Source organism: Kocuria sp. NBRC 114282, assembly GCF_030268385.1.
GTDB lineage: Bacteria > Actinomycetota > Actinomycetes > Actinomycetales > Micrococcaceae > Kocuria > Kocuria palustris.
On record NZ_BSQO01000002.1, the window covers coordinates 419,558 to 441,882 of the forward strand.

General features: G+C 71.7%; 17 protein-coding genes and 1 tRNA gene. 15 read left to right on the forward strand and 3 right to left on the reverse strand.

Annotated elements, in window-relative coordinates:
• Positions 1–89 precede the first annotated feature (89 nt).
• Positions 90–479, forward strand: a complete 390-nt coding sequence (locus QSJ40_RS05580) for a hypothetical protein (RefSeq protein ID WP_285729480.1) — start codon at positions 90–92, stop codon at positions 477–479.
• A gap of 74 nt (positions 480–553) precedes the next feature.
• Here the strand turns inward: QSJ40_RS05580 and QSJ40_RS12785 are convergent, their stop codons facing one another.
• Together QSJ40_RS12785 and QSJ40_RS05585 are read right to left on the reverse strand one after the other, a co-directional pair.
• Positions 554–697, reverse strand: coding sequence for an LPXTG cell wall anchor domain-containing protein (locus tag QSJ40_RS12785; protein ID WP_352156170.1), 144 nt, complete (start codon positions 695–697; stop codon positions 554–556).
• Positions 698–1,870: 1,173 nt separating this feature from the next.
• Positions 1,871–1,943 (reverse strand) — tRNA-Arg (locus QSJ40_RS05585).
• Positions 1,944–2,084: 141 nt separating this feature from the next.
• Between QSJ40_RS05585 and argS the strand changes: the two genes are divergently transcribed.
• From argS to QSJ40_RS05630, 9 genes are all read left to right on the forward strand, one after another.
• A complete protein-coding gene (argS, locus tag QSJ40_RS05590) occupies positions 2,085–3,755 on the forward strand; it encodes an arginine--tRNA ligase (RefSeq protein WP_058871265.1) in 1,671 nt (556 codons plus the stop codon).
• A gap of 2 nt (positions 3,756–3,757) precedes the next feature.
• Entirely contained in the window at positions 3,758–5,335 is a 1,578-nt protein-coding gene (lysA, locus tag QSJ40_RS05595; RefSeq protein ID WP_285729483.1) for a diaminopimelate decarboxylase, read from the forward strand.
• 57 nt (positions 5,336–5,392) lie between these two features.
• Positions 5,393–6,718: a homoserine dehydrogenase gene (locus QSJ40_RS05600; protein ID WP_204782995.1), complete on the forward strand. Its 1,326-nt coding sequence runs from the start codon at positions 5,393–5,395 to the stop codon at positions 6,716–6,718.
• A 139-nt stretch (positions 6,719–6,857) separates the two neighbouring features.
• Positions 6,858–7,967: a threonine synthase gene (gene thrC / locus QSJ40_RS05605; RefSeq protein WP_006215225.1), complete on the forward strand. Its 1,110-nt coding sequence runs from the start codon at positions 6,858–6,860 to the stop codon at positions 7,965–7,967.
• A 5-nt stretch (positions 7,968–7,972) separates the two neighbouring features.
• On the forward strand, positions 7,973–8,950 hold the full coding sequence (thrB, locus tag QSJ40_RS05610; protein WP_285729487.1) for a homoserine kinase: 978 nt from the start codon (positions 7,973–7,975) through the stop codon (positions 8,948–8,950).
• 309 nt (positions 8,951–9,259) lie between these two features.
• Positions 9,260–11,368 (forward strand): transcription termination factor Rho, encoded by a 2,109-nt coding sequence (gene rho, locus QSJ40_RS05615; protein ID WP_285729489.1) that lies wholly within the window; start codon positions 9,260–9,262, stop codon positions 11,366–11,368.
• Between the two features lie 143 nt (positions 11,369–11,511).
• A complete protein-coding gene (gene prfA, locus QSJ40_RS05620; RefSeq protein WP_024290791.1) occupies positions 11,512–12,633 on the forward strand; it encodes a peptide chain release factor 1 in 1,122 nt (373 codons plus the stop codon).
• Positions 12,633–13,487 carry a peptide chain release factor N(5)-glutamine methyltransferase gene (gene prmC / locus QSJ40_RS05625; protein WP_137801694.1) on the forward strand — a complete coding sequence of 285 codons (855 nt, stop codon included), beginning with the start codon at positions 12,633–12,635 and terminating at the stop codon, positions 13,485–13,487. The genes prfA and prmC overlap by 1 nt, the downstream gene beginning before the upstream one ends.
• 59 nt (positions 13,488–13,546) lie before the next feature.
• Positions 13,547–14,917, forward strand: a complete 1,371-nt coding sequence (locus QSJ40_RS05630) for an L-threonylcarbamoyladenylate synthase (protein WP_281196917.1) — start codon at positions 13,547–13,549, stop codon at positions 14,915–14,917.
• Between the two features lie 120 nt (positions 14,918–15,037).
• Here QSJ40_RS05630 and QSJ40_RS05635 read toward each other — a convergent pair whose 3' ends face one another.
• Positions 15,038–16,009, reverse strand: coding sequence for an NAD-dependent epimerase/dehydratase family protein (locus QSJ40_RS05635; RefSeq protein ID WP_053447149.1), 972 nt, complete (start codon positions 16,007–16,009; stop codon positions 15,038–15,040).
• A 253-nt stretch (positions 16,010–16,262) separates the two neighbouring features.
• Between QSJ40_RS05635 and QSJ40_RS05640 the strand changes: the two genes are divergently transcribed.
• From QSJ40_RS05640 to QSJ40_RS05660, 5 genes are all read left to right on the forward strand, one after another.
• Positions 16,263–18,089, forward strand: a complete 1,827-nt coding sequence (locus QSJ40_RS05640) for a glycosyltransferase (RefSeq protein WP_006215218.1) — start codon at positions 16,263–16,265, stop codon at positions 18,087–18,089.
• Between the two features lie 173 nt (positions 18,090–18,262).
• Positions 18,263–20,284: a polysaccharide biosynthesis protein gene (locus QSJ40_RS05645; protein WP_278858078.1), complete on the forward strand. Its 2,022-nt coding sequence runs from the start codon at positions 18,263–18,265 to the stop codon at positions 20,282–20,284.
• Positions 20,281–21,411, forward strand: coding sequence for an MraY family glycosyltransferase (locus QSJ40_RS05650; RefSeq protein ID WP_285729497.1), 1,131 nt, complete (start codon positions 20,281–20,283; stop codon positions 21,409–21,411). The genes QSJ40_RS05645 and QSJ40_RS05650 overlap by 4 nt, the downstream gene beginning before the upstream one ends.
• Positions 21,408–21,872, forward strand: a complete 465-nt coding sequence (locus QSJ40_RS05655; protein WP_206389992.1) for a hypothetical protein — start codon at positions 21,408–21,410, stop codon at positions 21,870–21,872. Before QSJ40_RS05650 ends, QSJ40_RS05655 begins: the two co-directional genes overlap by 4 nt.
• Before the next feature lie 2 nt (positions 21,873–21,874).
• Positions 21,875–22,288, forward strand: a complete 414-nt coding sequence (locus QSJ40_RS05660; protein WP_197459093.1) for a hypothetical protein — start codon at positions 21,875–21,877, stop codon at positions 22,286–22,288.
• Positions 22,289–22,325 lie beyond the last annotated feature (37 nt).

Below are 22,325 nucleotides of genomic sequence, written 5' to 3' on the forward strand. Positions count from 1 at the left end.
GAGTCTGACGCCACTAGGGTGGATCCGCACGCCCGGGCGAAACATTCGCCCAACCGACCGCCGAGCCCCTGGCCGAGGAGGCCGCAGAGATGACCAGCCTGTCCCCGCAGCAGCGGGCCCGACGACGCGGGATCGCCCGCCTGCTGGCCCTCGTGGGCATCGTCCTGCTGCTGGTCTCCACCTATGCCGTGCCCATGGGCATCATCTACTGGGCCCGGGCCACCTCGGAGGAGGCCCCGGTCCCGCTCACCGACGGTGCGCTGCTCACGATCATCGCCGGACCTGTCTCCCTTGTGCTCGGGGGCATCCTGAGCATCGTGGCCTTCCAGATCACTCGCTCCCACCGCGAGCCGCGCACCGAGGAGGACCGCGAGCTCGATGAGCAGTGGGGCGACGACGCCATGATCGACTTCGATCCGACCGAGTTCAACAGCGGCCATCGCTCGGCTCGCCAGCGGGAGCGCGATCGCTGGAGCTGATCCGGATCGGCTGAGGCATCAAGAAGGCGCCGATGGGGCGCAGCACCGGGGAATCCTCCCCGTGCTGCGCCCCTTCAGCGCTCACAGCCGCCTCGGCGGTTCAGCTCCCAGGGTCGGCGGCGCCGCAGCGCGGTCGCTCCCACCAGGCCAGCTCCGGCCATCATCAGGACGCCGCCGGCGATCACCACCGATCCGTTCGAGACACCGGCGTGCGGCAGCTGCTCGCCCCACCACTGCTCAGCGGGGGACTGCTCGGCCTCCTGCGCAGGAGCGGCCTGCTCCGGTGCGGCCTGCTCCGGTGCGGCCGGGGTCGGCTCTGGCGCGGGGCCGGCGTCTGGGCCCGCGCCGTCTGAGCCGTCGCCCGGGACCGTGGCGCTCGGGCTCGACGTGGCCCTTGGCTGCGGGACGACGGGCTCCTCCGACGGCTGCTGCGTGGGTGCCTGAGTCGGGGCCGGTGCGGGCTCCGGCGTCGGTTCGGCGGTCGGTTCCTCAGTGGGTTCGGGACGCGCGCGGAGACCGTCTCACCCGGGATCAGGTCGCGCAGCTCGTAGAGGTAGGGGTCCTCCTCGGTGCCCAGGCCCGGGCTGTAGTCGATCTTCGGGTTCACGCGCGTTCCGTACAGCAGTGCGGAGGCGAACTGCTGGGTGCCGTTGACGTACCCGTGGCCCTGGAAGCTCAGCATCATGCGCGACTCGGCGGGGATATACGGGAAGTCGTAGGTGCAGGTCACGGTGCCGTCGGCGATCACGACCCGGGTGGGCGTCGGCACTGCCGGCGAGGAGGTCGAGGTCAGCTGCGTCCCGTAGTGGGCCGCCACGATGGCCGGCTCGTCGGCGATGAACGGCCGGGGTGTGGCGGAGACCGACGGGCTGTCGGAGCCTGCGGGCAGGGTCACCGTCAGGGTCGCGTCGCGGACCTCGCCGTAGACGGCCAGGGAGCCTGCGGCGAGCCGACGGGCTGCCGTGCGCCGTGCCGCGCGACGCGGTGCGGGTCCGCTCCCGCTCGAGAGGCTGGTGGGGGAGGGGGTTCCGCTGCTGTGCATGGTGCTCCAAAGGCCTTGTCGGCCTGGGGGGGGGGTGCCGACGTGAGGACTCGGATGAGGGCGCGCCCACGCGTCACCGACGAGTCGCGAATGGCCTCGGACTAGGTCCACGTGAGAGCCCACACCTATATTTCGTCACATGTTTTCAACTGTGACTTCTTGGCGGCTCATCTGTCGCGCGGTCGAGGTTCGCGAGACTGCTCGGCGTCCCTGACCTGCGGCGACCGTGCTGGTGACAGAGATGCCCTCAGCCGGAGTGGCCCACGGCTCTGACGGCGAGGGCGACAGCTATGGAAAAAGCCTGAGCCGCGACCTCGTCTGTGGGCGGGGTCGCGGCTCAGGCCGGAAGTGCCCGAGATAGGATTCGAACCTACGACTTCCTGCTCCGGAGGCAGGCGCTCTATCCCCTGAGCTACTCGGGCGGGGGTCGGTGCTCCGGCACGGATGCCGTGATCGACCCGACGACTCTATCACCACGGCCGCCCCGGGTCGCATCGGCGGGCAGCCCGTCGCGGCCCCGTCGGACGATCCGGTCGGCGGAGGCCCGCAGGTACACTGTCCCGGTGACTCCCGAAGAACTCTCCGCAGCCCTGTCCGCCAGCCTCGAGCAGGCCGTCGCCTCGGGGGAGCTCGCTCTCGCAGAGGATGCGCAGCTGCCCGAGCTGAAGGTGGAACGTCCCAAGAGCCGAGAGCACGGGGACTGGGCCACGAACGTGGCCATGCAGCTGACCAAGAAGGTCGGGATGCCCCCGCGCGAGGTCGCCGCAGTGCTGAAGGCCCGCTTCGAGCAGATCGAGGGCGTGGCCTCCGTCGACATCGCCGGGCCCGGGTTCCTCAACATCGTCCTGGACGCCGCCGCAGCAGGCGAGCTCGCCCGCTCCATCGTGGAGGCGGGCCGGGAGTTCGGCCGCGGCACCGCCATGCAGGGCCGCAGCATCAACCTCGAGTTCGTCTCGGCCAATCCCACCGGCCCCATCCACCTGGGCGGCACCCGCTGGGCCGCCGTCGGCGACTCCCTGGCTCGCGTGTTCCAGGCTCAGGGCGCAGACGTCACCCGCGAGTACTACTTCAACGACCACGGCGCCCAGATCGACCGCTTCGCACGCTCCCTGCTGGCCCGGGCCCAGGGCCAGCCCGCCCCGGAGGACGGCTACGGCGGCGAGTACATCTCGGACATCGCCCAGCGCGTGCTGGAGGCAGAGCCCGGAGCGCTCGAGTCCGAGGACCCGCAGGAGGCCTTCCGCGCTGCCGGCGTCGAGTTCATGTTCGGCGACATCAAGCAGTCGCTGCACGAGTTCGGCGTGGACTTCGACGTCTGGTTCCACGAGGACTCGCTGTTCCGCGACGGCTCCGTGGAGGCCCTGCTCGAACAGCTGAAGGAGCAGGGAGCCCTCTACTTCGCCGACGGCGCGTGGTGGCTGCGCTCCACCGATCACGGCGACGACAAGGACCGCGTGGTCGTGAAGTCGGACGGCAAGGCCGCCTACATCGCCGGCGACATCGCCTACTACAAGGACAAGCGCGACCGCGGAGCGGACCTGTGCCTCTACCTCCTGGGCGCGGATCACCACGGCTACGTGGCGCGCCTGAAGGCAGTGGCCGCCTCGCTGGGCGACTCCCCGGATCGGGTCGAGGTCATGATCGGGCAGATGGTCAACCTGGTGCGCAACGGGGCGGCGGTGCGGATGTCCAAGCGCGCCGGAACCGTGGTGACCATGGAGGACCTGGTCGAGGCCGTCGGCGTGGATGCCGCGCGCTACTCGCTGACCCGGTACTCGATCGACTCCAACATCGACATCGACCTGGACCTGCTGACCAAGCGCTCCAACGAGAACCCGGTCTTCTACGTCCAGTACGCCCACGCCCGCACCTGCGCGGTGGGGCGCAATGCCGCCGAGATCGGGGTCCGCCGCACCGCTGAGGACGGCGCGGCCGCCTTCGACGCCTCCCTGCTCTCCCACGAGACCGAGACCGAGCTGCTGGCAGGGCTGGGGCAGTACCCGCGGATCGTCGCCGAGGCCGCGCAGCTGCGCGAGCCGCACCGCGTGGCCCGCCACCTGGAGGCGCTGGCCGGGTCCTACCACCGCTGGTACGGCGCCTGCCGCGTGACCCCGCAGGGCGACGAGCAGATCACCGACACCCACCGCACCCGCCTGTGGCTCAACGACGCCACGCGCCAGGTCCTGGCCAACGGCCTCGAGCTGCTGGGCGTGAGCGCACCGGAGAGGATGTGAGCATGCCCCTGGACAGCGATCCGGCGCAGGAGCCGGCCGAGGACGTCGTGACCACCGGGTTCCGGCTGCAGCCGGTCCCGCTGCTGGAGCCCGCCCGGGGGGAGCAGATCCACACTGGCCCCAGTCCGCTGGCGCCCGAGTGGCTCGAGGTCCCGCAGGACTGGACCAGCCTGGATCCCGCGATCTGGCCGGAGCAGTTCGGCCGCGATGACGAAGGCACGCTCACCGTCTCGGGCATCCCCACCACCGCACTGGCCGAGCACTACGGCACAGCGCTCTACGTGGTCTCCGAGGACGCCTTCCGCCAGCGAGCCGCACAGTTCCGCACGGCCTTCCAGGACGCCTTCGCCGCGATCGGCGCGGAGGCCTCCGTCTACTACGCCGGCAAGGCCTTCCTGACCCCGGAGATCGCACGCTGGGTGCAGGAGGAGGGCCTCAACCTCGACACCGCCTCCGGCGGCGAGATGGCCGCAGGGCTGCGCGGCGGCATGCCGCCCGAGCGCATGGCGCTGCACGGCAACAACAAGTCCGCCGCGGAGATCACCATGGCGCTGGACGCCGGCGTGGGCCGCATCGTCGTGGACTCCCTGCAGGAGATCGAGCTCGTCGGGCGACTGGCCCGCACGCTCGGGGTGAAGGCGCCGGTGATGATCCGGGTGACCCCGGGCATCCACGCCGAGACCCACGAGTTCATCGCGACCGCGCACGAGGACCAGAAGTTCGGGCTCTCCATGGCCGCAGAGGACGGAAAGTCCCCGGCGCTGCACGCCATCAGCGGCTGCGTGGCGCACCCGGACATCGAGCTGATGGGCCTGCACTGCCACATCGGCTCGCAGATCTTCGCTGCCGACGGCTTCGCCCAGGCCGCCGATCGCGTGCTCGGGCTCATGGGAGAGGTCGAGCGCCGCTTCGGCGTCACGCTGCCGCAGCTGGATCTCGGCGGCGGCTACGGGATCGGCTACACCGCCGCAGATGCTCCCCGCCCGGCCGCGGCCGTCGCCCAGGACATCGCCCGGGCCGTCCAGGAGTCCTGCCGGCGGCTGGGCCTGCAGATCCCGCACCTTTCCGTCGAGCCGGGCCGCTCGATCACCGGTCCCGCCGGGATCAGCCTCTACACCGTGGGGACCTGCAAGTCCGTCACGGTCCGGGACGGACTGCGCCGCCGGTACCTCTCGGTCGACGGCGGCATGTCGGACAACGCCCGCCCCGTGCTCTACGGCGCGGACTACTCGGTGGTCGTGGCCGACCGTGCCGAGGAGCATCGCGGGCAGGCCCCCGCGCTGTCCCGCGTGGTCGGCAAGCACTGCGAGTCCGGAGACATCCTGGTGCACAGCGCCTACCTGCCCGAGGGCGTGCGCGCCGGCGACCTGCTGGCCGTTCCCGCCACCGGCGCGTACTGCTGGGCGCTGTCCAGCAACTACAACTGGCTGCCGCGTCCGGGCGTGGTCGCGGTGCGCACTGTCGACGGCATCCCCGAGGCCCGGCTGATCGTGCGCGGCGAGACGGAGGAGGACCTCTTCGCCCGCGACGTCTCGCAGGACCCCGAGGCCTCCCGCCCGCTGCGCCTCGGCGAGCGCTGAAGTCCCGCAGCACCCGACCACCCGAACGCCCCGACCCCACCCGTCTGGAGCCTCCACGTGACCCACGCACCCGACACCCGTCCTGACGTCGTCCGGATCGCCCTGCTCGGCGCCGGCAATGTCGGCGCCGAGGTGGCCCGCGTCCTGCTCGAGCAGCCCGAGGAGCTGGCCCGTCGCATCGGCGCCCGACCCGAGCTGATCGGCATCGCCGTGCGCGACACCTCCGCCCAGCGCACCGTCGAGCTGCCGCAGCAGCTGCTGACCACAGACGCCGAGTCGCTGATCGACACCGCCGACGCGGTCGTCGAGCTGACCGGCGGCATCGAACCGGCCCGCACCCGGATCCTGCGCGCGCTGAATGCGGGCAAGCCCGTGGTCAGCGGCAACAAGGCGCTGCTGGCCCGGCACGGACAGGAGCTGCACGAGGCGGCCGAGGCCTCCGGGACCACCCTGAACTACGAGGCCGCCGTGGCCGGGGCCATCCCGATCGTGCGCCCGGTGCTCGAGTCGCTGTCCGGGGACCGCATCCGCCGCGTGCTCGGCATCATGAACGGCACGACCAACTACATCCTCGACCAGATGGACACCACCGGGGCCTCGTTCGACGACGCCCTGGCAGAGGCCCAGCGCCTGGGCTTCGCGGAGGCCGATCCCACAGCTGATGTGGAGGGCCATGACGCCGCCGCCAAGGTCGCGATCCTGGGCGGGCTGGCCTTCCACTCGTGGTACACGATCGACGACGTCTACTGCCGGGGCATCCGCGGGATCACCGCAGAGGACGTCGAGGCCGCGCGCTCCGCGGGCTTCGTGATCAAGCTGCTCGGCGTGGCCGAGCGGGTCTCCTCGGGCGTGAACCTGCGCGTGGTGCCGACCATGATCCCGCGCACCCACCCCCTGGCCAGCGTCCACGGCGGTTACAACGCGGTGTTCGTGGAGGCCGACGGCGCCGAGGAGCTCATGTTCTACGGCCCCGGTGCCGGCGGCGGGCCCACCGCCTCTGCCGTGCTCGGGGATCTGGTCTCGGCCCTGCGCCGCGTCGTGGCCGGAGGACCGGGCATCGGCCCGGTCGTGCACGCGGGCCTGCCGGCCACCGGCGTCGACGACGTCCAGACCAGCTTCTCCCTGACCCTGCTGTGCCCCGATCAGACCGGGGTGCTCGCGGCGGTGGCCGGGGTGTTCGCCGAGCACGGCGTCTCGGTCTCGACCATGCGCCAGGACGACGTCCGCGACGATCCCCGCCGCCCCGGGGAGGACCTGGCCGAGATCCGCATCGTGACGCACCGGGCCCGCAACGCGGACCTCGTGCGCACCGTCGAGGCCGTGCGCGGCCTGGACGTGGTCTACGACCTCTCCGGGCTCATCCGGGTCGAGGCCGACGACTGAGCACGGATTCGTCCGCAGCCGCACGGGCCGGCGGACCCGCGAGTCCGACGGGCCCCAGCGGCCCCGGCACGACAACGCAGTGACAACCCCGCGGCACCGCCCACCGGGCGAGGCAGCCGCAGCGAAGCGAGGAGCAGCAATGGCACATCAGTGGCAGGGCGTCATCAACGAGTACCGCGACCGCCTTCCGGTCACCGATTCCACCCCCGTCGTCTCGATGGGCGAGGGCGGCACCCCGCTGATCCGCGCCCGCGCGCTGTCCGAGCTGACCGGCTGCGAGGTCTGGGTCAAGTTCGAGGGCATGAACCCCACCGGCTCCTTCAAGGACCGCGGCATGACCATGGCCATCACCAAGGCCAAGGAGGAAGGCGCCAAGGCGGTCGTGTGCGCCTCGACCGGCAACACCTCCGCCTCCGCCGCGGCCTACGCCAAGCAGGCCGGCATGCGCTGCGCCGTGCTGGTGCCCGAGGGCAAGATCTCCATGGGCAAGATGGCCCAGGCCGTTGCCCACGGCGCCGACATCATCCAGATCAACGGCAACTTCGACAACTGCCTAGAGGTCGCGCGCAAGCTCTCTGAGTCCTACCCGGTCTTCCTGGTCAATTCCGTGAACCCGTACCGGATCCAGGGGCAGAAGACCGGCGCCTTCGAGGTCGTCGACGCCCTGGGCGATGCTCCGGACCTGCACATCCTGCCGGTCGGCAACGCGGGCAACATCACCGCGTACTGGAAGGGCTACCAGGAGTACGCCGCCGAGTTCACCAACGACCAGGGCGACGTCCTGCCGGCCGTGGCCACGAAGACCCCCACCATGTGGGGCTTCCAGGCCGAGGGCTCGGCGCCGCTGGTGGCCGGGCATCCGATCGATGACCCGGACACCGTGGCCACCGCGATCCGCATCGGCAACCCCGCCTCGTGGGACACCGCGATCGCCGCGCGCGACGACTCCGGAGGACTGATCGAGGCCGTCTCGGATACCGAGATCATCGCCGCTCAGCGCTTCCTGTCCTCGCGCGATGGCGTGTTCGTGGAGCCCGGCTCCGCCGCCGGCGTGGCGGGCCTGATCAAGAAGCACGAGCAGGGCCAGGTCCCTGCCGGTGCGCGGATCGTCATCACGGTGACGGGCCACGGTCTCAAGGACCCGCAGTGGGCCGTGAAGGGCGCTGAGGCCGAGGACCCGCATGCCGCCGAGCCGGTGCGCGTGGACTTCGACGTCGTGTCCGTCGCCTCCGCTCTGGGCCTCGAGTGAGCCCCGTGGCGCGTCGCGACTGGCGCGAGGTCCTGGTCCCGGGGCGCTCCGTGGCCGTGAGCGTCCCGGCCTCGACCGGCAACGTGGGCCCCGGCTTCGACACCCTGGGCCTGGCCCTGGAGCACCGCGACGAGATCGAGCTCACCGTCCTGGAATCGGGCCTGGAGTTCGAGCTGCAGGGGGAGGGCTCCGAGTCCGTGCCCCGCACGGAGGACCACCTCCTGGTGCGCGCCGTCCGCGCCGCCTGGCGCGCGGCAGGCCTTCAGGAGCAGCCCGGAATGCGGATCGTGGCGCGCAACCGCGTCCCCCACGGCCGCGGCATGGGCTCCTCGGCCGCCTGCGCGGTGGCGGGAGTGGTGGCCGGCAACGCCCTGCTCGCCGAGCAGCAGCGCCTCGACGAGGACGCCGTCTTCCAGGTCTGCGCCGGCATGGAGGGTCATCCGGACAACGTGGCTCCGGCCCTCTACGGCGGCCTGACGATCTCGTGGGGCGAGCCCGGGGCCTGGCGGACGGCCCCCGTGGACGTGCTGCCGGAGATCGTGCCGATCGTGGCGATCCCCAACTACGAGGTCTCCACGGCGCTGGCGCGCTCGCTGCTGCCCCAGACGGTCGACCACCGCGAGGCGGCCCGCAACGCCGGGCGCTGCGCCCTGCTGATCGACGCCATGTCGCATCGCCCCGAGCACCTGATGCCCGCCACCGACGACAGCCTGCACCAGCCCTTCCGCGCACCGGCCATGGAGCCCAGCGCGGCCCTGGTGGCCGCGCTGCGGGAGCAGGGGCACGCCGCGCTGATCTCGGGAGCCGGACCCACCGTTCTGGTGCTCTCCGATTCCGCGCCTTCCGCTGATGCCGCGGAGAAGGCCATCGGCGAGCTCGCCGCGCACCAGGGCCCGGGCAGCGAGCACGTCACCTGGCGTGTTCTGCGCCTGTCCGTGCCTCAGCAGGGTGCTAAGGTGAGCGAGCATCCACACAGCATCTAGGATGCGCACGGGCGTTCGAGTCCGCTCCAGCAGACCGAGGTCCGCCGGGGGTGCTCGTAGTCTCCGCCCGACCCGACGCAAGCCCCGCCTGCTCCGGCAGGACGGCTCGTCCAGTCTCCATCGCGATATCGCCCTCGGCACGGCCTGCGTGCATGCCGTCGGGCGGGCATCTCATCGGATGGGGGCTCCGTCGGCGAGATCGTCGCCATCTGCAGCGCGATCAGGCCCGCAGCTAGCGGCCCGCCACCATGCACAAGAGGTCCGGCGTCTGAGTGCCGAGGCCTTCCACCGAGGGAGAAGGAAACCTTCGTGACCGAATCCACCGACCTGACCTCAGGTACGGATCAGAACTCCGAGCAGAACCAGGGCACCGGCCTCTCGGGCCTCAAGCTGGCTCAGCTACAGGCCCTCGCCGCGCAGCTGGGCATCACCGGGGCTCGCCGCATGCGCAAGTCGCTGCTGGTCGACGCCATCCAAGCGCATCAGCGCGGCGGCGCCGTCGCCGAGCGCGATGTCGAGGTGGCCGAGAAGATCGAGAAGACCGCGCAGCGCGCCGCCGCCAAGGCCCAGGGCGATGACGCCTCCTCGGCCCAGGCGGGGGAGCCGGAGGTGGAGCCCGAGGCGGGCGATCTGCCGAAGGTCTCCGCGCGCACCGGCCGCGGCCGCCGCTCCTCGGGCTCCGAAGGCTCGCAGGGCGAGCAACAGGGCCAGGACCGCGAGAGCCAGTCCGGCTCGGAGTCCGGGCAGGACGCCCCGTCGGGCGATGACTCCCAGCAGCGCTCCGAGGGCGGGCGCCCCTCCCGCTCCCAGCGACGCGGCCGGGGACGTCAATCCGACTCGGACGATCAGGGCGCTCAGAACAGCGCCGGCCAGAGCAACGGCGGTCACGGCGGCGGCCACGACGACTCCGAGTCCTCGGACGAGGGCGGGCGCCGTCACAACGGCCAGAACGACGGCGGCGGCCGCGGCAGGGGCCGCGGCAAGGGCCAGGGCGGCCAGAACGACGGCGGCCAGCAGGGCGGCAAGGGCCAGAACAGCCAGAACGACGGCGGCAAGGGCCAGAACGGCCAGGGCGGCAAGCAGCAGTCCAAGCGCCAGGGCGGCAGCGACCAGAACGGCGACGACGATGGCGGCTCGCGCCGTAGCCGTCGCAACCGCGGCCGCAATGATCGCAACGACCGCAACGAGCGCCGGAACAACCGTCGCAACCGCGGCGGCAACGGCCCCGAGGTCGATGACACGGAGCTGACCGAGGACGACGTCCTGCTGCCCGTGGCCGGCATCCTGGACGTGCTGGACAACTACGCCTTCGTGCGGACCTCCGGCTACCTGCCCGGCCCGAACGACGTCTACGTCTCGCTGGCCCAGGTCAAGAAGAACAACCTGCGCAAGGGCGACGCCGTCGTCGGCGCCATCCGCGCCCCGCGCGAGGGCGAGGAGAACCAGCGCGGCCAGCGCCAGAAGTTCAACGCCCTGGTGCAGCTGACCAGCGTCAACGGCAAGAAGCCGGAGGATCAGGGCGATCGCACCGAGTTCTCCAAGCTCGTGCCGCTCTACCCGCAGGAGCGCCTGCGCCTGGAGACCGAGCCCAAGAAGGTCGGCCCGCGAGTGGTCGATCTGGTCTCGCCGATCGGCAAGGGCCAGCGCGGCCTGATCGTCTCCCCGCCCAAGGCGGGCAAGACGCTGATGCTGCAGTCGATCGCCAACGCGATCACCACGAACAACCCCGAGGTCCACCTCATGATGGTGCTCGTGGACGAGCGCCCCGAGGAGGTCACAGACATGCAGCGCACGGTGAAGGGCGAGGTCATCGCCTCGACCTTCGACCGTCCCGCGGACGACCACACCACCGTGGCCGAGCTGGCCATCGAGCGCGCCAAGCGCCTCGTGGAGCTGGGCATGGACGTCGTGGTGCTGCTGGATTCCATGACCCGCCTGGGCCGTGCGTACAACCTGTCGGCTCCGGCCTCCGGGCGCATCCTCTCCGGCGGCGTGGACTCGGCGGCGCTGTACCCGCCCAAGCGCTTCTTCGGCGCCGCGCGCAACATCGAGAACGGCGGCTCACTGACCATCCTCGCCACCGCGCTGGTGGAGACCGGGTCCAAGATGGACGAGGTCATCTTCGAGGAGTTCAAGGGCACCGGAAACATGGAGCTGCGCCTGTCCCGTCAGCTGGCGGACAAGCGCATCTTCCCCGCCGTGGACGTCAACTCCTCGGGCACCCGTCGCGAGGAGAACCTCATGGGCGCCGATGAGCTGAAGATCATGTGGAAGCTGCGTCGAGTGCTCTCGAGCCTGGATCAGCAGCAGGCCCTCGAGCTGCTGACCTCCAAGCTGCGCGACACCCAGTCGAACGCCGAGTTCCTCATGCAGGTCCAGAAGACCACGCTGAACGTCAAGGCGGACGACGACCGCTGAGGTCCCTCGCGACCAGCCCCGGGGTCCGCTCGACGAGCGGTCCTCGGGGTTGAGTCGTCCTGCGTCCGTCGACCGGTCGCATGCCATCCCCGCCCGGCGACCGCCGTCGCCCGGCCCGCAGCCCCTCAGGAGAGCGCGAACCCGTGACCGAGATCGAAGCCCGTGAGGGTACCGGGCCCTTGGAGGCGATCCTCCAGGAGCACGAGCAGCTGCAAAAGCGCCTTGCGGATCCGTCCGTGCATGCCGACCAGCTGCTGGCCCGTCGGCTCAATCGCCGCTATGCGGAGCTGGACCGGGTGGTGGGCGCCCATCGGGAGCTGCAGGCCCTGCGCGAGGACCTGGAGGCGGCCCGCGAGCTGGCACCTGAGGCCCCCGAATTCGCCGCGGAGGCCGAGCAGCTGCAGGGCCGGATCGACCCGGCCCGCGAGCGGCTGCGCCGGCTGCTGATCCCGCGGGACCCGGACGACGCCCGTGACGCCATCCTGGAGATCAAGGCGGGGGAGGGCGGTGCGGAGGCCGCGCTGTTCGCCGGCGATCTGCTGCGCATGTACCTGCGCTTCGCGGAGTCCCAGGGCTGGAAGACCGAGGTCCTCAGCGACACCCCCGCGGACCTGGGCGGGCACAAGGACGTCCAGATCGCGGTCAAGGGACGCTCCCAGGACCCGGCCGAGGGCGTGTGGGCCAAGCTCAAGTACGAGGGCGGCGTGCACCGCGTCCAGCGGGTCCCGGCCACCGAGTCGCAGGGCAGGATCCACACCTCCGCCGCCGGCGTGCTGGCCTTCCCCGAGGTCGATGCCCCGGAGGAGGTCGAGATCACCCAGAACGACCTGAAGATCGACGTCTACCGCTCCTCGGGCCCCGGCGGGCAGTCCGTGAACACGACCGACTCGGCGGTGCGGATCACCCATCTGCCCACGGGGATCGTCGTGGCCATGCAGAACGAGAAGTCCCAGCTGCAGAACAAGGAGGCGGCCATGCGCGTGCTGCGCGCGCGCATCCTGGCCCACCAGCAGGAGCAGCTCGACGCCGAGGCCTCCCAGGCCCGGCGCAGCCAGGTGCGCACGATGGACCGCTCCGAGCGGGTGCGCACGTACAACTTCCCCGAGAACCGCATCGCCGATCACCGCACCGGCTACAAGGCCTACAACCTCGACGCCGTCCTGGACGGAGCGCTCGGGCCCGTGATCGAATCCGCGATCGAGCTGGACGAGCAGCACCGGCTCCAGCAGATCGGCCAGGGCGCCGGCGCCCAGGACCTCGGCTGATGGCCGAGACCCTCGCCCAGGCGCTGCGCCGGGCCACGGCACGGCTCGAGCGCGCGGGGGTGCCCGCTGCGGAGGCCGATGCCGTGCAGCTGGCCGGGCACCTGCTGGGACTGCAGCGCGGAGAGGTCGCCGCGCGCGCCATCATCGGCGCGGACGCGCCCGAGGGCCTCGACGAGCTGGTCGAGAGGCGCGCGGCCCGCGAGCCGCTGCAGCACATCGTGGGCACGGCCCCCTTCCGCCGCCTGGCGATCCAGGTGGGGCCGGGGGTCTTCATCCCGCGCCCGGAGACCGAGCTGCTCGTCGAGCTGCTCGTCGAGCGCCTGCGCGAGGACCAGGCGGACGGGGAGGCGCGCCCGGTAGTCGTCGACCTGTGCACCGGCTCGGGGGCGATCGCCGCCGCTGTCGCCGACGAGGTGCCCCACGCCCGGGTGCACGCGATCGAGCTCGACCCGCAGGCCCTGCACTGGGCACGGCGCAATCTCGAGGGCACCCGGGTGGACCTGCGCGAGGGCGACGCCACGCATGCTCCCGAGGATCTGCGGGGGCGCTGCGCGGCCGTGGTGAGCAATCCCCCCTATGTTCCGGCCCGCGAGCCCATCACCCAGCCGGAGGTGCTCGAGCACGATCCCGCGGCAGCGCTGTGGGGCGGTGGAGACGACGGGATGGAGATGCCGCGTCGGATCATCGCCGCGGCGGCCCAGCTCCTGCGCCCCGCCGGCTGGTGCGTGCTCGAGCACGCCGAGTCGCAGGCCGAGGACATGCAGGAGCAGATGCGCAGCTCGGGATTCGAGCAGGTGCAGCTGCATCAGGACCTGACGGGTCGGCCCAGGGCCACCAGCGGGGTCCTCGCGTGATCGGGACCGCAGGGGCCGTCGGGGGTGGACAGGGGCGGCGGAGTGCAACAATGAACGGTGTGAACGACACTTCCAGCGATCGCCCCCAGAACCCCGACGACCTCGCAGCGCAGCCCCGGGACGCCATCCCGGCCGAGGACGCCCAGCAGTCCCTGGGGGAGGCCCCCGAGAACGTCGAGCCCGAGCAGGAGGCCGAGGAGCAGGCGGAGGCGCCTGTGCCCGCGGAGTTCTTCCGCATCAAGGACGAGCGCTCGCGCGGCGCCGCTGTCGATGCCGCCCGCCGCGAGCTGGCCCGCCACCAGGTCGTCGTGATGCCCACCGACACCGTCTACGGCATCGCGGCCAACGCGTTCTCGGCCGAGGCCGTGCAGCGCCTGCTCGAGGCCAAGGGCCGCGATCGCACCATGCCCCCGCCCGTGCTCATCGCCCACAGCGGCGTGCTCGACGGGCTCGCGGACTCCGTCTCGGAGGAGGCCCGCGCCCTGGCCGGAGCCTTTTGGCCCGGCGGACTGACGCTCATCTGCCACGCGCAGGCGTCCCTGCAGTGGGATCTGGGCGAGACCCGCGGCACGGTCGCGCTGCGCGTGCCCGACGATCCCGTGGCCCAGCAGCTGCTGCAGGAGACCGGGCCGCTGGCCGTGTCCTCGGCCAACCGCACCGGTATGGCAGCCGCCGTGACCGCCGAGCAGGCCCGCGAGATGCTCGGCGACTCGGTGCGCGTCTACCTGGAGGACGGCCCGCGCACCGAGGGCATGGACCCCTCAGGGGAGGGCACGGCCGACGCACAGCCCGTGGCCTCCACGATCGTCGACTGCACCGGCGGCGTTCCGGTCGTCGTGCGCGACGGCCGCATCTCCCTGACCCGCCTGCGCGAGGTCGTCCCCTCGGTGATCGCCCGCGACGGCAGCAGCGCCCCGAGCGATGCCGAGGAGGAGACAGCGCAGCCCGACGCCGTCTCCTCCGCGGACGGGGAAGCCGCCGACGAGTCGTCGGTGCAGGGCCCCGGTCAGCGCAGCCAGGATGCCTCCGGCAAGCAGGCCGGTCCCGATCAGGACCCCGCCGGAGCCGACGAGCCGTCCGGGCCGCAGGGCAGACACGAGGGCTCGGGCGGCAGCACCGTCGCCGACCCGGAGATCGGGATCGTGGAGCAGGCTCGCGCCCAGCAGGATTCCGCGGCACCTGGGCCCGAGGACTTCGCAGGGGCCAGCGCCGCCACAGGGGTCTCGGCCGCAGCCGCCGTCGTGGCTGCCGGCGGAGGAGGCGGGAGACACGGTGCACCCGACCAGAACCGCACCCGTCCGCAGCGCAGGGATCCCGAGAGCACTCGCCCGCTCGGGGTGGCGCAGGCCAGCGCGCTCGTGGCCCGCGCCGTGCCGGAGGACCAGGCGGAGGCCTCCCTGCCGCAGGCCGGGGTGGACCAGCAGCGCTGAGGCACAGGGACTGCAGCGCGAAGGGCCCGTCGGGCAGAGGAGCCGATCCTCAGCCCGACGGGCCCTTCCGCGCTCAGCGGCGAGCGCCCAGCGGCGCAGGTGCCGGATGCGTGCCGGGGCTCAGCGGCCCTGGGCCGTGTGCACGGTGCGCAGCACGGGCGTGATGGCGGGGGCGGGGAGCATGTCGTGCTCCTGGACCCAGCCGGGCACCTGCTGCTGGCCGAACCACGTGACCTCTATCCGGCGCAGCGGGCCATGCCAGCGGGACCCGGTGGCCGAGGAGATCAGATAGCCCAGGCGCACTGCCGCCCGGCACAGGACGGTGGGCAGGTGCAGAGGCTCCCGACGGCCGGCATCGCGCAGGATCGAGGCGGTCGTGGCCCCCTCCCACGGCTGCAGCACGATCCGGGGCAGCTCGCCCTTGAAGGTGCCGAGACTGGCCACGAGCTCCGCCAGGGCCTCCGAGGAGGTCACCGGGGTGTGCGCGGTGCCGTCGCCGGCCACGGAGCTCAGCGGGGTCGCGGCGAACCTGGCCAGGCGCTGGGTGGTCGAGCGTCCCCGGCCCTGGACGGAGGTCGCGCGCAGCAGCACGAGCTCGGGCAGGCCCTCGCGGGTATCGGCCTCGCGGTCCAGCACGCGCAGCAGGGCGCGCTCGGCAAGGGCCTTGGAGTACGAGTAGGGGGAGAAGGGATCCGTCTGTGTGGTCTCGTCGAGGCACGGCGTGCTGCCCTGGACCGCCGCGGTGGACAGGTGGATCACGCGGGTGACGCTCGTGCGCTCGGCCGCGGCGAGGATCAGCAGCGGCAGGAGGGCGTTGGCGCCCACCAGGGCGTCCTGATCGGTGCCATCGGGGCGGGCGAGTCCCGCGGCGTTGACGACCACATCTGCACCGGCGAACGAGTCGGCCAGGTAGTCGATGACGGATTCCAGGTCCCGGGCGCGACCCATCAGGTGGTGGACGGTGCGCGCGCTGCTGGAGAGCCGCGGAGCGGAGACGGCCTGGACGGTGTGGCCTTCGGCACGCAGCCGGGCGGTGATCGCCGATCCTGCGAAGCCGGTCGCACCCACGACCCGCCAGTTCCTCGTGGTCATGAGAACTCTCCTGTCTGCAGACCCGCGGACCGCGGCGCCGCGGCCCATCGCTGCTCATCGTACAGAGGCCGCGGATCCGGCAAGCGGATGCACGAACCGTCCAGGGGAGCCTCAGGCAGGCTCCTGGAGGATCACAGAACGGGCGAAGGCACCGGTGCTAATGTTCCGGAACCCGAGACAGGCCGCGCAGCCCCCGAGCCCCGCGCACCGGTCCTCGGACCCGAATCCTCAATTCCCGTCTGGAGCTGAAGCTGTGCCCGTCTCTGCGAGCGAGCCCGTGGTGGTCGCCGTCGTCGTGAGCTTCAATCGAGCTCGCCTGCTCACGACCACGCTGCAGGGCCTGGCCTCCGGCGAACGCTCACCGGAGACCATCGTGGTCGTGGACAACGCCTCGGACGACGACTCCGTGAGCGTCGTGGAGGACTTCGCCCGCCGCAGCGAGATCGACGTGGACCTGATCCGCCTGCCGCGCAACGTCGGGGGAGCCGGAGGCTTCGCCGTGGGGATCGATCGAGCGGCCCATCACCACGGCGCGGACCTGATCTGGGTCATGGACGACGACACCGAGCCCCTTCCGCAGGCGCTGTCCGCGGCCGTGGGCGCCTGGCGGGCCTACGACCCCCGCGGCGGCCGCCGTCCCGCCTTCGTGGCCAGCCGCGTGCTGTGGACCGACGGCACCGAGCACCCCATGAACTCGATGATCGAGCGCATCGGAGCCGGTGCGGGGCGCCGTCGGCGGGCCGAGGCCGTGGGCGCCCGCACGATCCGCTCGGGCTCGTTCGTCGCGCTGCTGCTCGACGGCGATGCCGTGCGCGCGACCGCGGCGCCCATCGCCGACTTCTTCATCTGGAACGACGACTTCGAGTTCTCCACACGGCTGGCTCGATGGAGCGATGCCCTCCAGGTGCCGGCCTCCCAGGTCGTGCATCACACGGCCCGGCCGGTGACCACGGACTCGGATCCGGGCCCGCGCTTCTACTACGACGTCCGCAACAAGCTGTGGGTCTTCACCCGCTCGACCTCGCTGGCCCCGTGGGAGAAGGTGCTCTACGGCGGGGCGACCGCGCGGCTGTGGCTGCGGACCCTGCGCGGATCGCAGGAGCGCGGACAGGTCCTGCGGCGGTTGGCCGCAGGCGTTCGGGACTCCCTGAGCGCCCCCCGCAGCAATGCCGAGGTCCTGGACGGCGTGTGGCGGCTCGAAGGAGCGCAGTCGCAGTCGGAGGAGCCCGCCTCCGAGCAGGCCCTGCCCGAGTTCTCCGTGCTCCTGCCGGTCTACGCCGGAGACACCCCGGAGCGCTTCCGCCGTGCGGTGGCCTCCTCCACCCTCGAGCAGACCGTGCGCCCGAGCCAGGTCGTGATCGTGCGCGACGGCCCCGTGGCCCCCGAGATGGCCGCAGCGCTCGAGGAGATCACCGAGCAGCTGCGCTCGGCCGAGCCGCCGATCGACGTGGTGCGCGCCGACCTGCCCGAGAACCGAGGGCTGACGGCCGTGCTGCGCCACGGGATGCGGCTGTGCACGCACGAGATCATCGCCCGCGCGGACGCCGACGACATCTCCTACCCGCAGCGCTTCGAGGAGCAGCTGCCCCTGATCCGCGACGGCGCCGACCTGGTGGGGGCGTCCATGAACGAGATCGGGGATCGGGAGGAGGTCCTGGCCCTGCGCCAGGCGCCCACGGATCCGGCGCGCATCGCGCGGATCTCCAGGCTGCGCAATCCCATATCCCATCCCGCAGCCGTCTTCCGCCGCGGCGCGGTCGAGGCCGTCGGCGGCTACCAGGAGCTGCCTCTGGCCGAGGACTACTGGCTGTGGGTGCGGATGATGCGCGCCGGGGCCCGGGTCCGCAACGTCGCGCAGCCGCTCGTGGGCTACCGCGTCTCCGACGGCGCCTACACCCGCCGTGGCGGCCTCCGGGTCTTCGCCGCCGAGATGCAGCTGCAGTCCCGGCTCTTCGGCCTGGGTCACGTGGGCCGGCTCGAGCTGGCGCGCAACGTGGTGGTGCGCGGCGGCTACCGGTTCATCCCGCGGCGGCTGCGCGAGCGCAGCTTCCGCGCGCTGGTGAGCTCGCGCCGCGTGTGATCCGCCTCCCGCACAGGGGCGGCCTACCGGGTCGCGGGTCCGCCTGCCTCTAAGCTGGACGGACCGACTGCCGGGCCCGCGCACCTTCGGGCGCTCCGTCGCAGCCCCCGCGAGGGCTCTGCTCGGGCGGCCGGCACAGCGCTCCCGTACGTCTCCAGGAGGGACCGACCCCGATGCAGCCACCGCAGGACGGCGACGGAGCCGCATCCTCCACCGGTCTGACCGGCTCCGCCTCGCTCGCGCTGAGCCGAGCCGCGGCCGATGAGAAGCCCACCGCCTGGCTGTGGATCCAGATGATCCTGGACTCGCTGTCCTGGATCGTGGCCATGACCGTCGCCCTCGCGCTGCGCTACGAGCTCAACCTGGACTTCATCAGCCCGATCGGGATGTTCGCCGTGTGCGTCGTCGCTGTCGTCTCGCAGCTGGCCGTCGGCTATTCCTTCGCCCTCTATCGGGGCCGCTACTCCTTCGGCAGCTTCGACGAGGCCAAGCTGCTCGTGGTCGTCACCGTGATCGTGGCGGCGATCCTGCAGATCCTGCTGCTGATCACCGGCCCGTCGATCGGGGTGCCGCGCTCAGTCGCGCTGATCGCCTTCCCGTTCGCGTGCCTGCTGATGGCCGCCTTCCGCTACCTCAAGCGCATGTACCAGGAGTCCGCGTCCAAGCCCGGCGAGGCGGCCCAGCACGTGGTCGTCTACGGCGCGGGGCAGTCCGGCACGTTCATCATCCAGCGCATGATGCAGGACCCGGACTCGGAGTACGTGCCCGTCGGGATCATCGACGACGACCCCGCCAAGAAGCACCTGCGCATCTCCTCGGTCCCGGTGCTCGGCACGCTCGACGACGCCACCCAGGTGCTCGAGCAGACGCGCTCGCAGATCCTGCTCGTGGCCCTGTCGGGGGTCGACTCCAAGAAGCTGCAGCGGGTGGCGGACACGGTCGCCGGCACCGGCACGCGCGTGATGACCGTGCCGCCGCTGTCGTCCATGCTCACCGGCCCCGGCACCAGCGTGGACATCCGCGACGTCAACCTCGAGGACCTGATCGGGCGCAGCCCCGTGGACATCGACTCCAAGGAGATCTCCGGCTACATCACGGGTCGGCGGGTGCTGGTCACGGGTGCCGGCGGCTCCATCGGCTCGGAGCTGTGCCGCCAGCTGCTGGCCTTCGAGCCCGGCGAGCTGATGATGCTCGACCGCGACGAGACCAACCTGCAGTCCACGCAGATCTCCATCACGGGCCGCGGCCTGCTCGACGGCCGGGACACCGTCCTGGCCGATATCCGCGATGCCGAGGCGCTCGAGCAGCTGTTCCTCGAGCGCCGACCGGAGGTCGTCTTCCACGCGGCGGCGCTGAAGCACGTCTCGCTGCTGGAGACCTATCCCGACGAGGCATGGAAGACCAACGTGCTCGGCACCCTCAACGTGCTGGAGGCCGCACGGAAGGCGGACGTGGGCGTGTTCGTCAACGTCTCGACCGACAAGGCCGCCAACCCCACGACCGCACTGGGGCACTCCAAGCGCGTGGCCGAGAAGCTCACAGCCTGGATGGCCCAGGAGACCGGCAAGCGGTATGCCTCGGTGCGCTTCGGCAACGTGTTCGGCTCGCGCGGATCCATGCTCCCGCTGTTCACGGAGCAGATCCGCCAGGGCGGGCCCATCACGGTCACCGACGCACAGGCGACCCGCTACTTCATGACCATCCCGGAGGCCTGCCAGCTGGTGGTCCAGGCCGGGGCGATCGCCCGCGGCGGCGAGGTGCTCATCCTGGACATGGGCGAGCCGATCCGCATCATCGACATCGCCGAGCGGCTGCGGACCCTGTCGGGGCGCGAGTCGATCGAGATCGTGATCACCGGGCTGCGCCCGGGGGAGAAGCTGCACGAGGAGCTGATCGGTCTCGGCGAGTCGGACGAGCGCCCCTTCCACCCCAAGATCTCGCATGCCAAGGCGACGGCGCTGTCCCCGGAGGGCCTGGACCGGCACACCTGGAAGCTGCGCGGCAACATGCCCACGACCGGCATGATCCCCGTGGTGCGAACGCACTCCCAGCCTGCGCCCACGGAGTTCCGCGCCGCACGCCGGGCCTCCCTCTCCGCTCACGCGGAAGAGCCCGAGCACGGGACCGCTGCCGGTGGTGCGTGCCGCGGCGACGACGAGCTGCCGTACGACCAGGATCAGGACAGCGCCTCATGAGCACCGCCGCGATCCCCGCTCTGCAGCTCAGTGCCGAGAACAAGGACATCTCGGTGCTCGCCACCGATCCCGGCGCCTGGCCGACCGCCGAGGAGCTGCAGTCCCTGCTGCACCTGGGCCTGATCTTCGGCTCCGCGGCCCTGGTGCTGAGCCTGGCCATGCCGCTGGTGGTCAAGCCCGTGCTGCGCCGACTGGGCGTGGTGGACATCCCCAATGAGCGCTCCTCCCACACACGCACCGTGATCCGCGGCATGGGCCTGGCGGTGGCGGCCGCCGTGGTGGTCGTGCAGCTGCTGGCCCTGCTTCTCGGGGCCGTCGAGGTCGACCGCTCGGTCGCCCTGGTCGTGCTGCTCGGCACGGCCCTGGCCGCCGGGCTCGGGTGGTGCGAGGACATCCGCGGGCTGTCGGTGCGCTGGCGCCTGGCCGGGCAGCTGCTGATCGGCCTGGTGTGCGCCGGGGCGCTGACCCTCATCCTGGGCACCGGGATCTGGTGGTGGCCGGTGTGCGCGATCGCCGTAGTCGCCTACATCAATGTCGCGAACTTCATGGACGGCCTCAACGGCATCTCCGGGATGCACGGCTTCGTGGTCGGCATGGTCTACTCCTGGGCGGGGGCCTCCAACGACCTGGTGTGGATGATCGTGGCCGGGCTCGTGGTCGCCTTCGCCTTCCTGGGCTTCCTCCCCTGGAACTTCTCGCGCGACTCCGTCTTCCTGGGCGACGTCGGCTCCTACCTGCTGGGCGGATCGCTGATCATGATCGCGATCGCGGCCTTCCTGTCCGGGGTGTACGTCGAGTACCTGCTGCCCGCGCTGTCCGTGTACCTGGCGGACACGGGCTGGACCCTGCTGCGGCGCATCCGCCGCGGCGATCCATGGTGGCGCCCGCACCGCGAGCACGTCTACCAGCGGCTCACGGACATCGGGTTCTCGCATGCGGCTTCGTCCCTGACGGTCGCGGTCTTCACCGTGGTCGTCTCCCTGGTGGGGCTCACCGGCCTGTGGCTGAGCGGGCTGCCGGCGGTCGTGCCGGGCCTGGCCGTGCTGGCCGTGCTCGCGCTGTACCTGAGCCTGCCCCGCCTGCTCGGCGCACGACGCACCGCCGAGGCCCAGGAGGCGCGCGCATGAGCGTCCGTCGAGACCCTCGCCGGCGCCTGAGCACCGTCGGGGGAAGCCCCTGGGCGGTGATGCTGCGCCACGGCCTGATCGCCGGTGCCGCGGCCTGCCTGGCGCTCGTGGTCGCGGCCGCGATCATCTCCGGGGGAGATGCTGCCGCCTCGGCGGCGACGGCCTCGGCGGTCGTCGCCGTCCCGTTTGCGCTGTCCGGCCTGGCGCTGTGGTGGGCCAGCGGGCTATCGGCCTACGCCCCTCCGCTGGTCATGCTCTTCGCCTACCTCGTGCTGGTGCTCGTCGGGGCCATGCTGATGGCCTCGGTCGAGACCCCGGGCTGGCTGAGGCCCCACTGGCTGATGGCAGCGGCCGCTGTGGCCGTGGGGGCGTGGCTGGGCGGGATGGCCACCGGCCTGCGCCGAGCCCGCATGCCGATCTACGACGTCGCCGTGCCGGACGGCGATTCCGAGAGGACCTGACGATGGACCCCGCACAGCACCCAGACCATACGCCGAGAGCATCCGCGGGCAAGGACTCCCCGGAGGCTGGATCAGCCGCTGAGAAGAGCCCGCTGAGCACCGCGGGGGAGCTCGTGCAGGCCGGTGGGAACCGCGCCGCACTGGGGATCATGACCTATCTCGTGATTGGGACGGCCTTCTGGGGTCTGATAGGATTCCTGCTGGATTACCTGGTGGGAACACAGTGGATGGTCTATGCCGGTGCGGGCCTCGGGCTCGCGGCAGGCCTCGCTCTCTCCTACCTCCGCCTGCAGGCCGGGCTGCGGATCAGCGAGGACCCGCAGGATCATGGTGCCGCCCGGAAACGCCGAGACGCCCCGTATCACTCCGAGACTCACCGGAGCTGGGACGGCGGCAGCAGAAAGGACCGCCAGTGATTGTCGCGCCGCCCCTCGAGGGAACAGGCCTAGAGGT

Excerpts from the sequence above, each read along its gene's own strand:
- QSJ40_RS05655 (WP_206389992.1), top strand. The coding sequence starts at position 21,408 with ATGAGCGTCCGTCGAGACCCTCGCCGGCGCCTGAGCACCGTCGGGGGA.
- QSJ40_RS05635 (WP_053447149.1), bottom strand. The coding sequence starts at position 16,009 with ATGACCACGAGGAACTGGCGGGTCGTGGGTGCGACCGGCTTCGCAGGA.
- QSJ40_RS05660 (WP_197459093.1), top strand. The coding sequence starts at position 21,875 with ATGGACCCCGCACAGCACCCAGACCATACGCCGAGAGCATCCGCGGGC.
- QSJ40_RS05650 (WP_285729497.1), top strand. The coding sequence starts at position 20,281 with ATGAGCACCGCCGCGATCCCCGCTCTGCAGCTCAGTGCCGAGAACAAG.
- QSJ40_RS05580 (WP_285729480.1), top strand. The coding sequence starts at position 90 with ATGACCAGCCTGTCCCCGCAGCAGCGGGCCCGACGACGCGGGATCGCC.
- thrC (WP_006215225.1), top strand. The coding sequence starts at position 6,858 with ATGGCACATCAGTGGCAGGGCGTCATCAACGAGTACCGCGACCGCCTT.
- QSJ40_RS05645 (WP_278858078.1), top strand. The coding sequence starts at position 18,263 with ATGCAGCCACCGCAGGACGGCGACGGAGCCGCATCCTCCACCGGTCTG.
- prmC (WP_137801694.1), top strand. The coding sequence starts at position 12,633 with ATGGCCGAGACCCTCGCCCAGGCGCTGCGCCGGGCCACGGCACGGCTC.
- lysA (WP_285729483.1), top strand. The coding sequence starts at position 3,758 with ATGCCCCTGGACAGCGATCCGGCGCAGGAGCCGGCCGAGGACGTCGTG.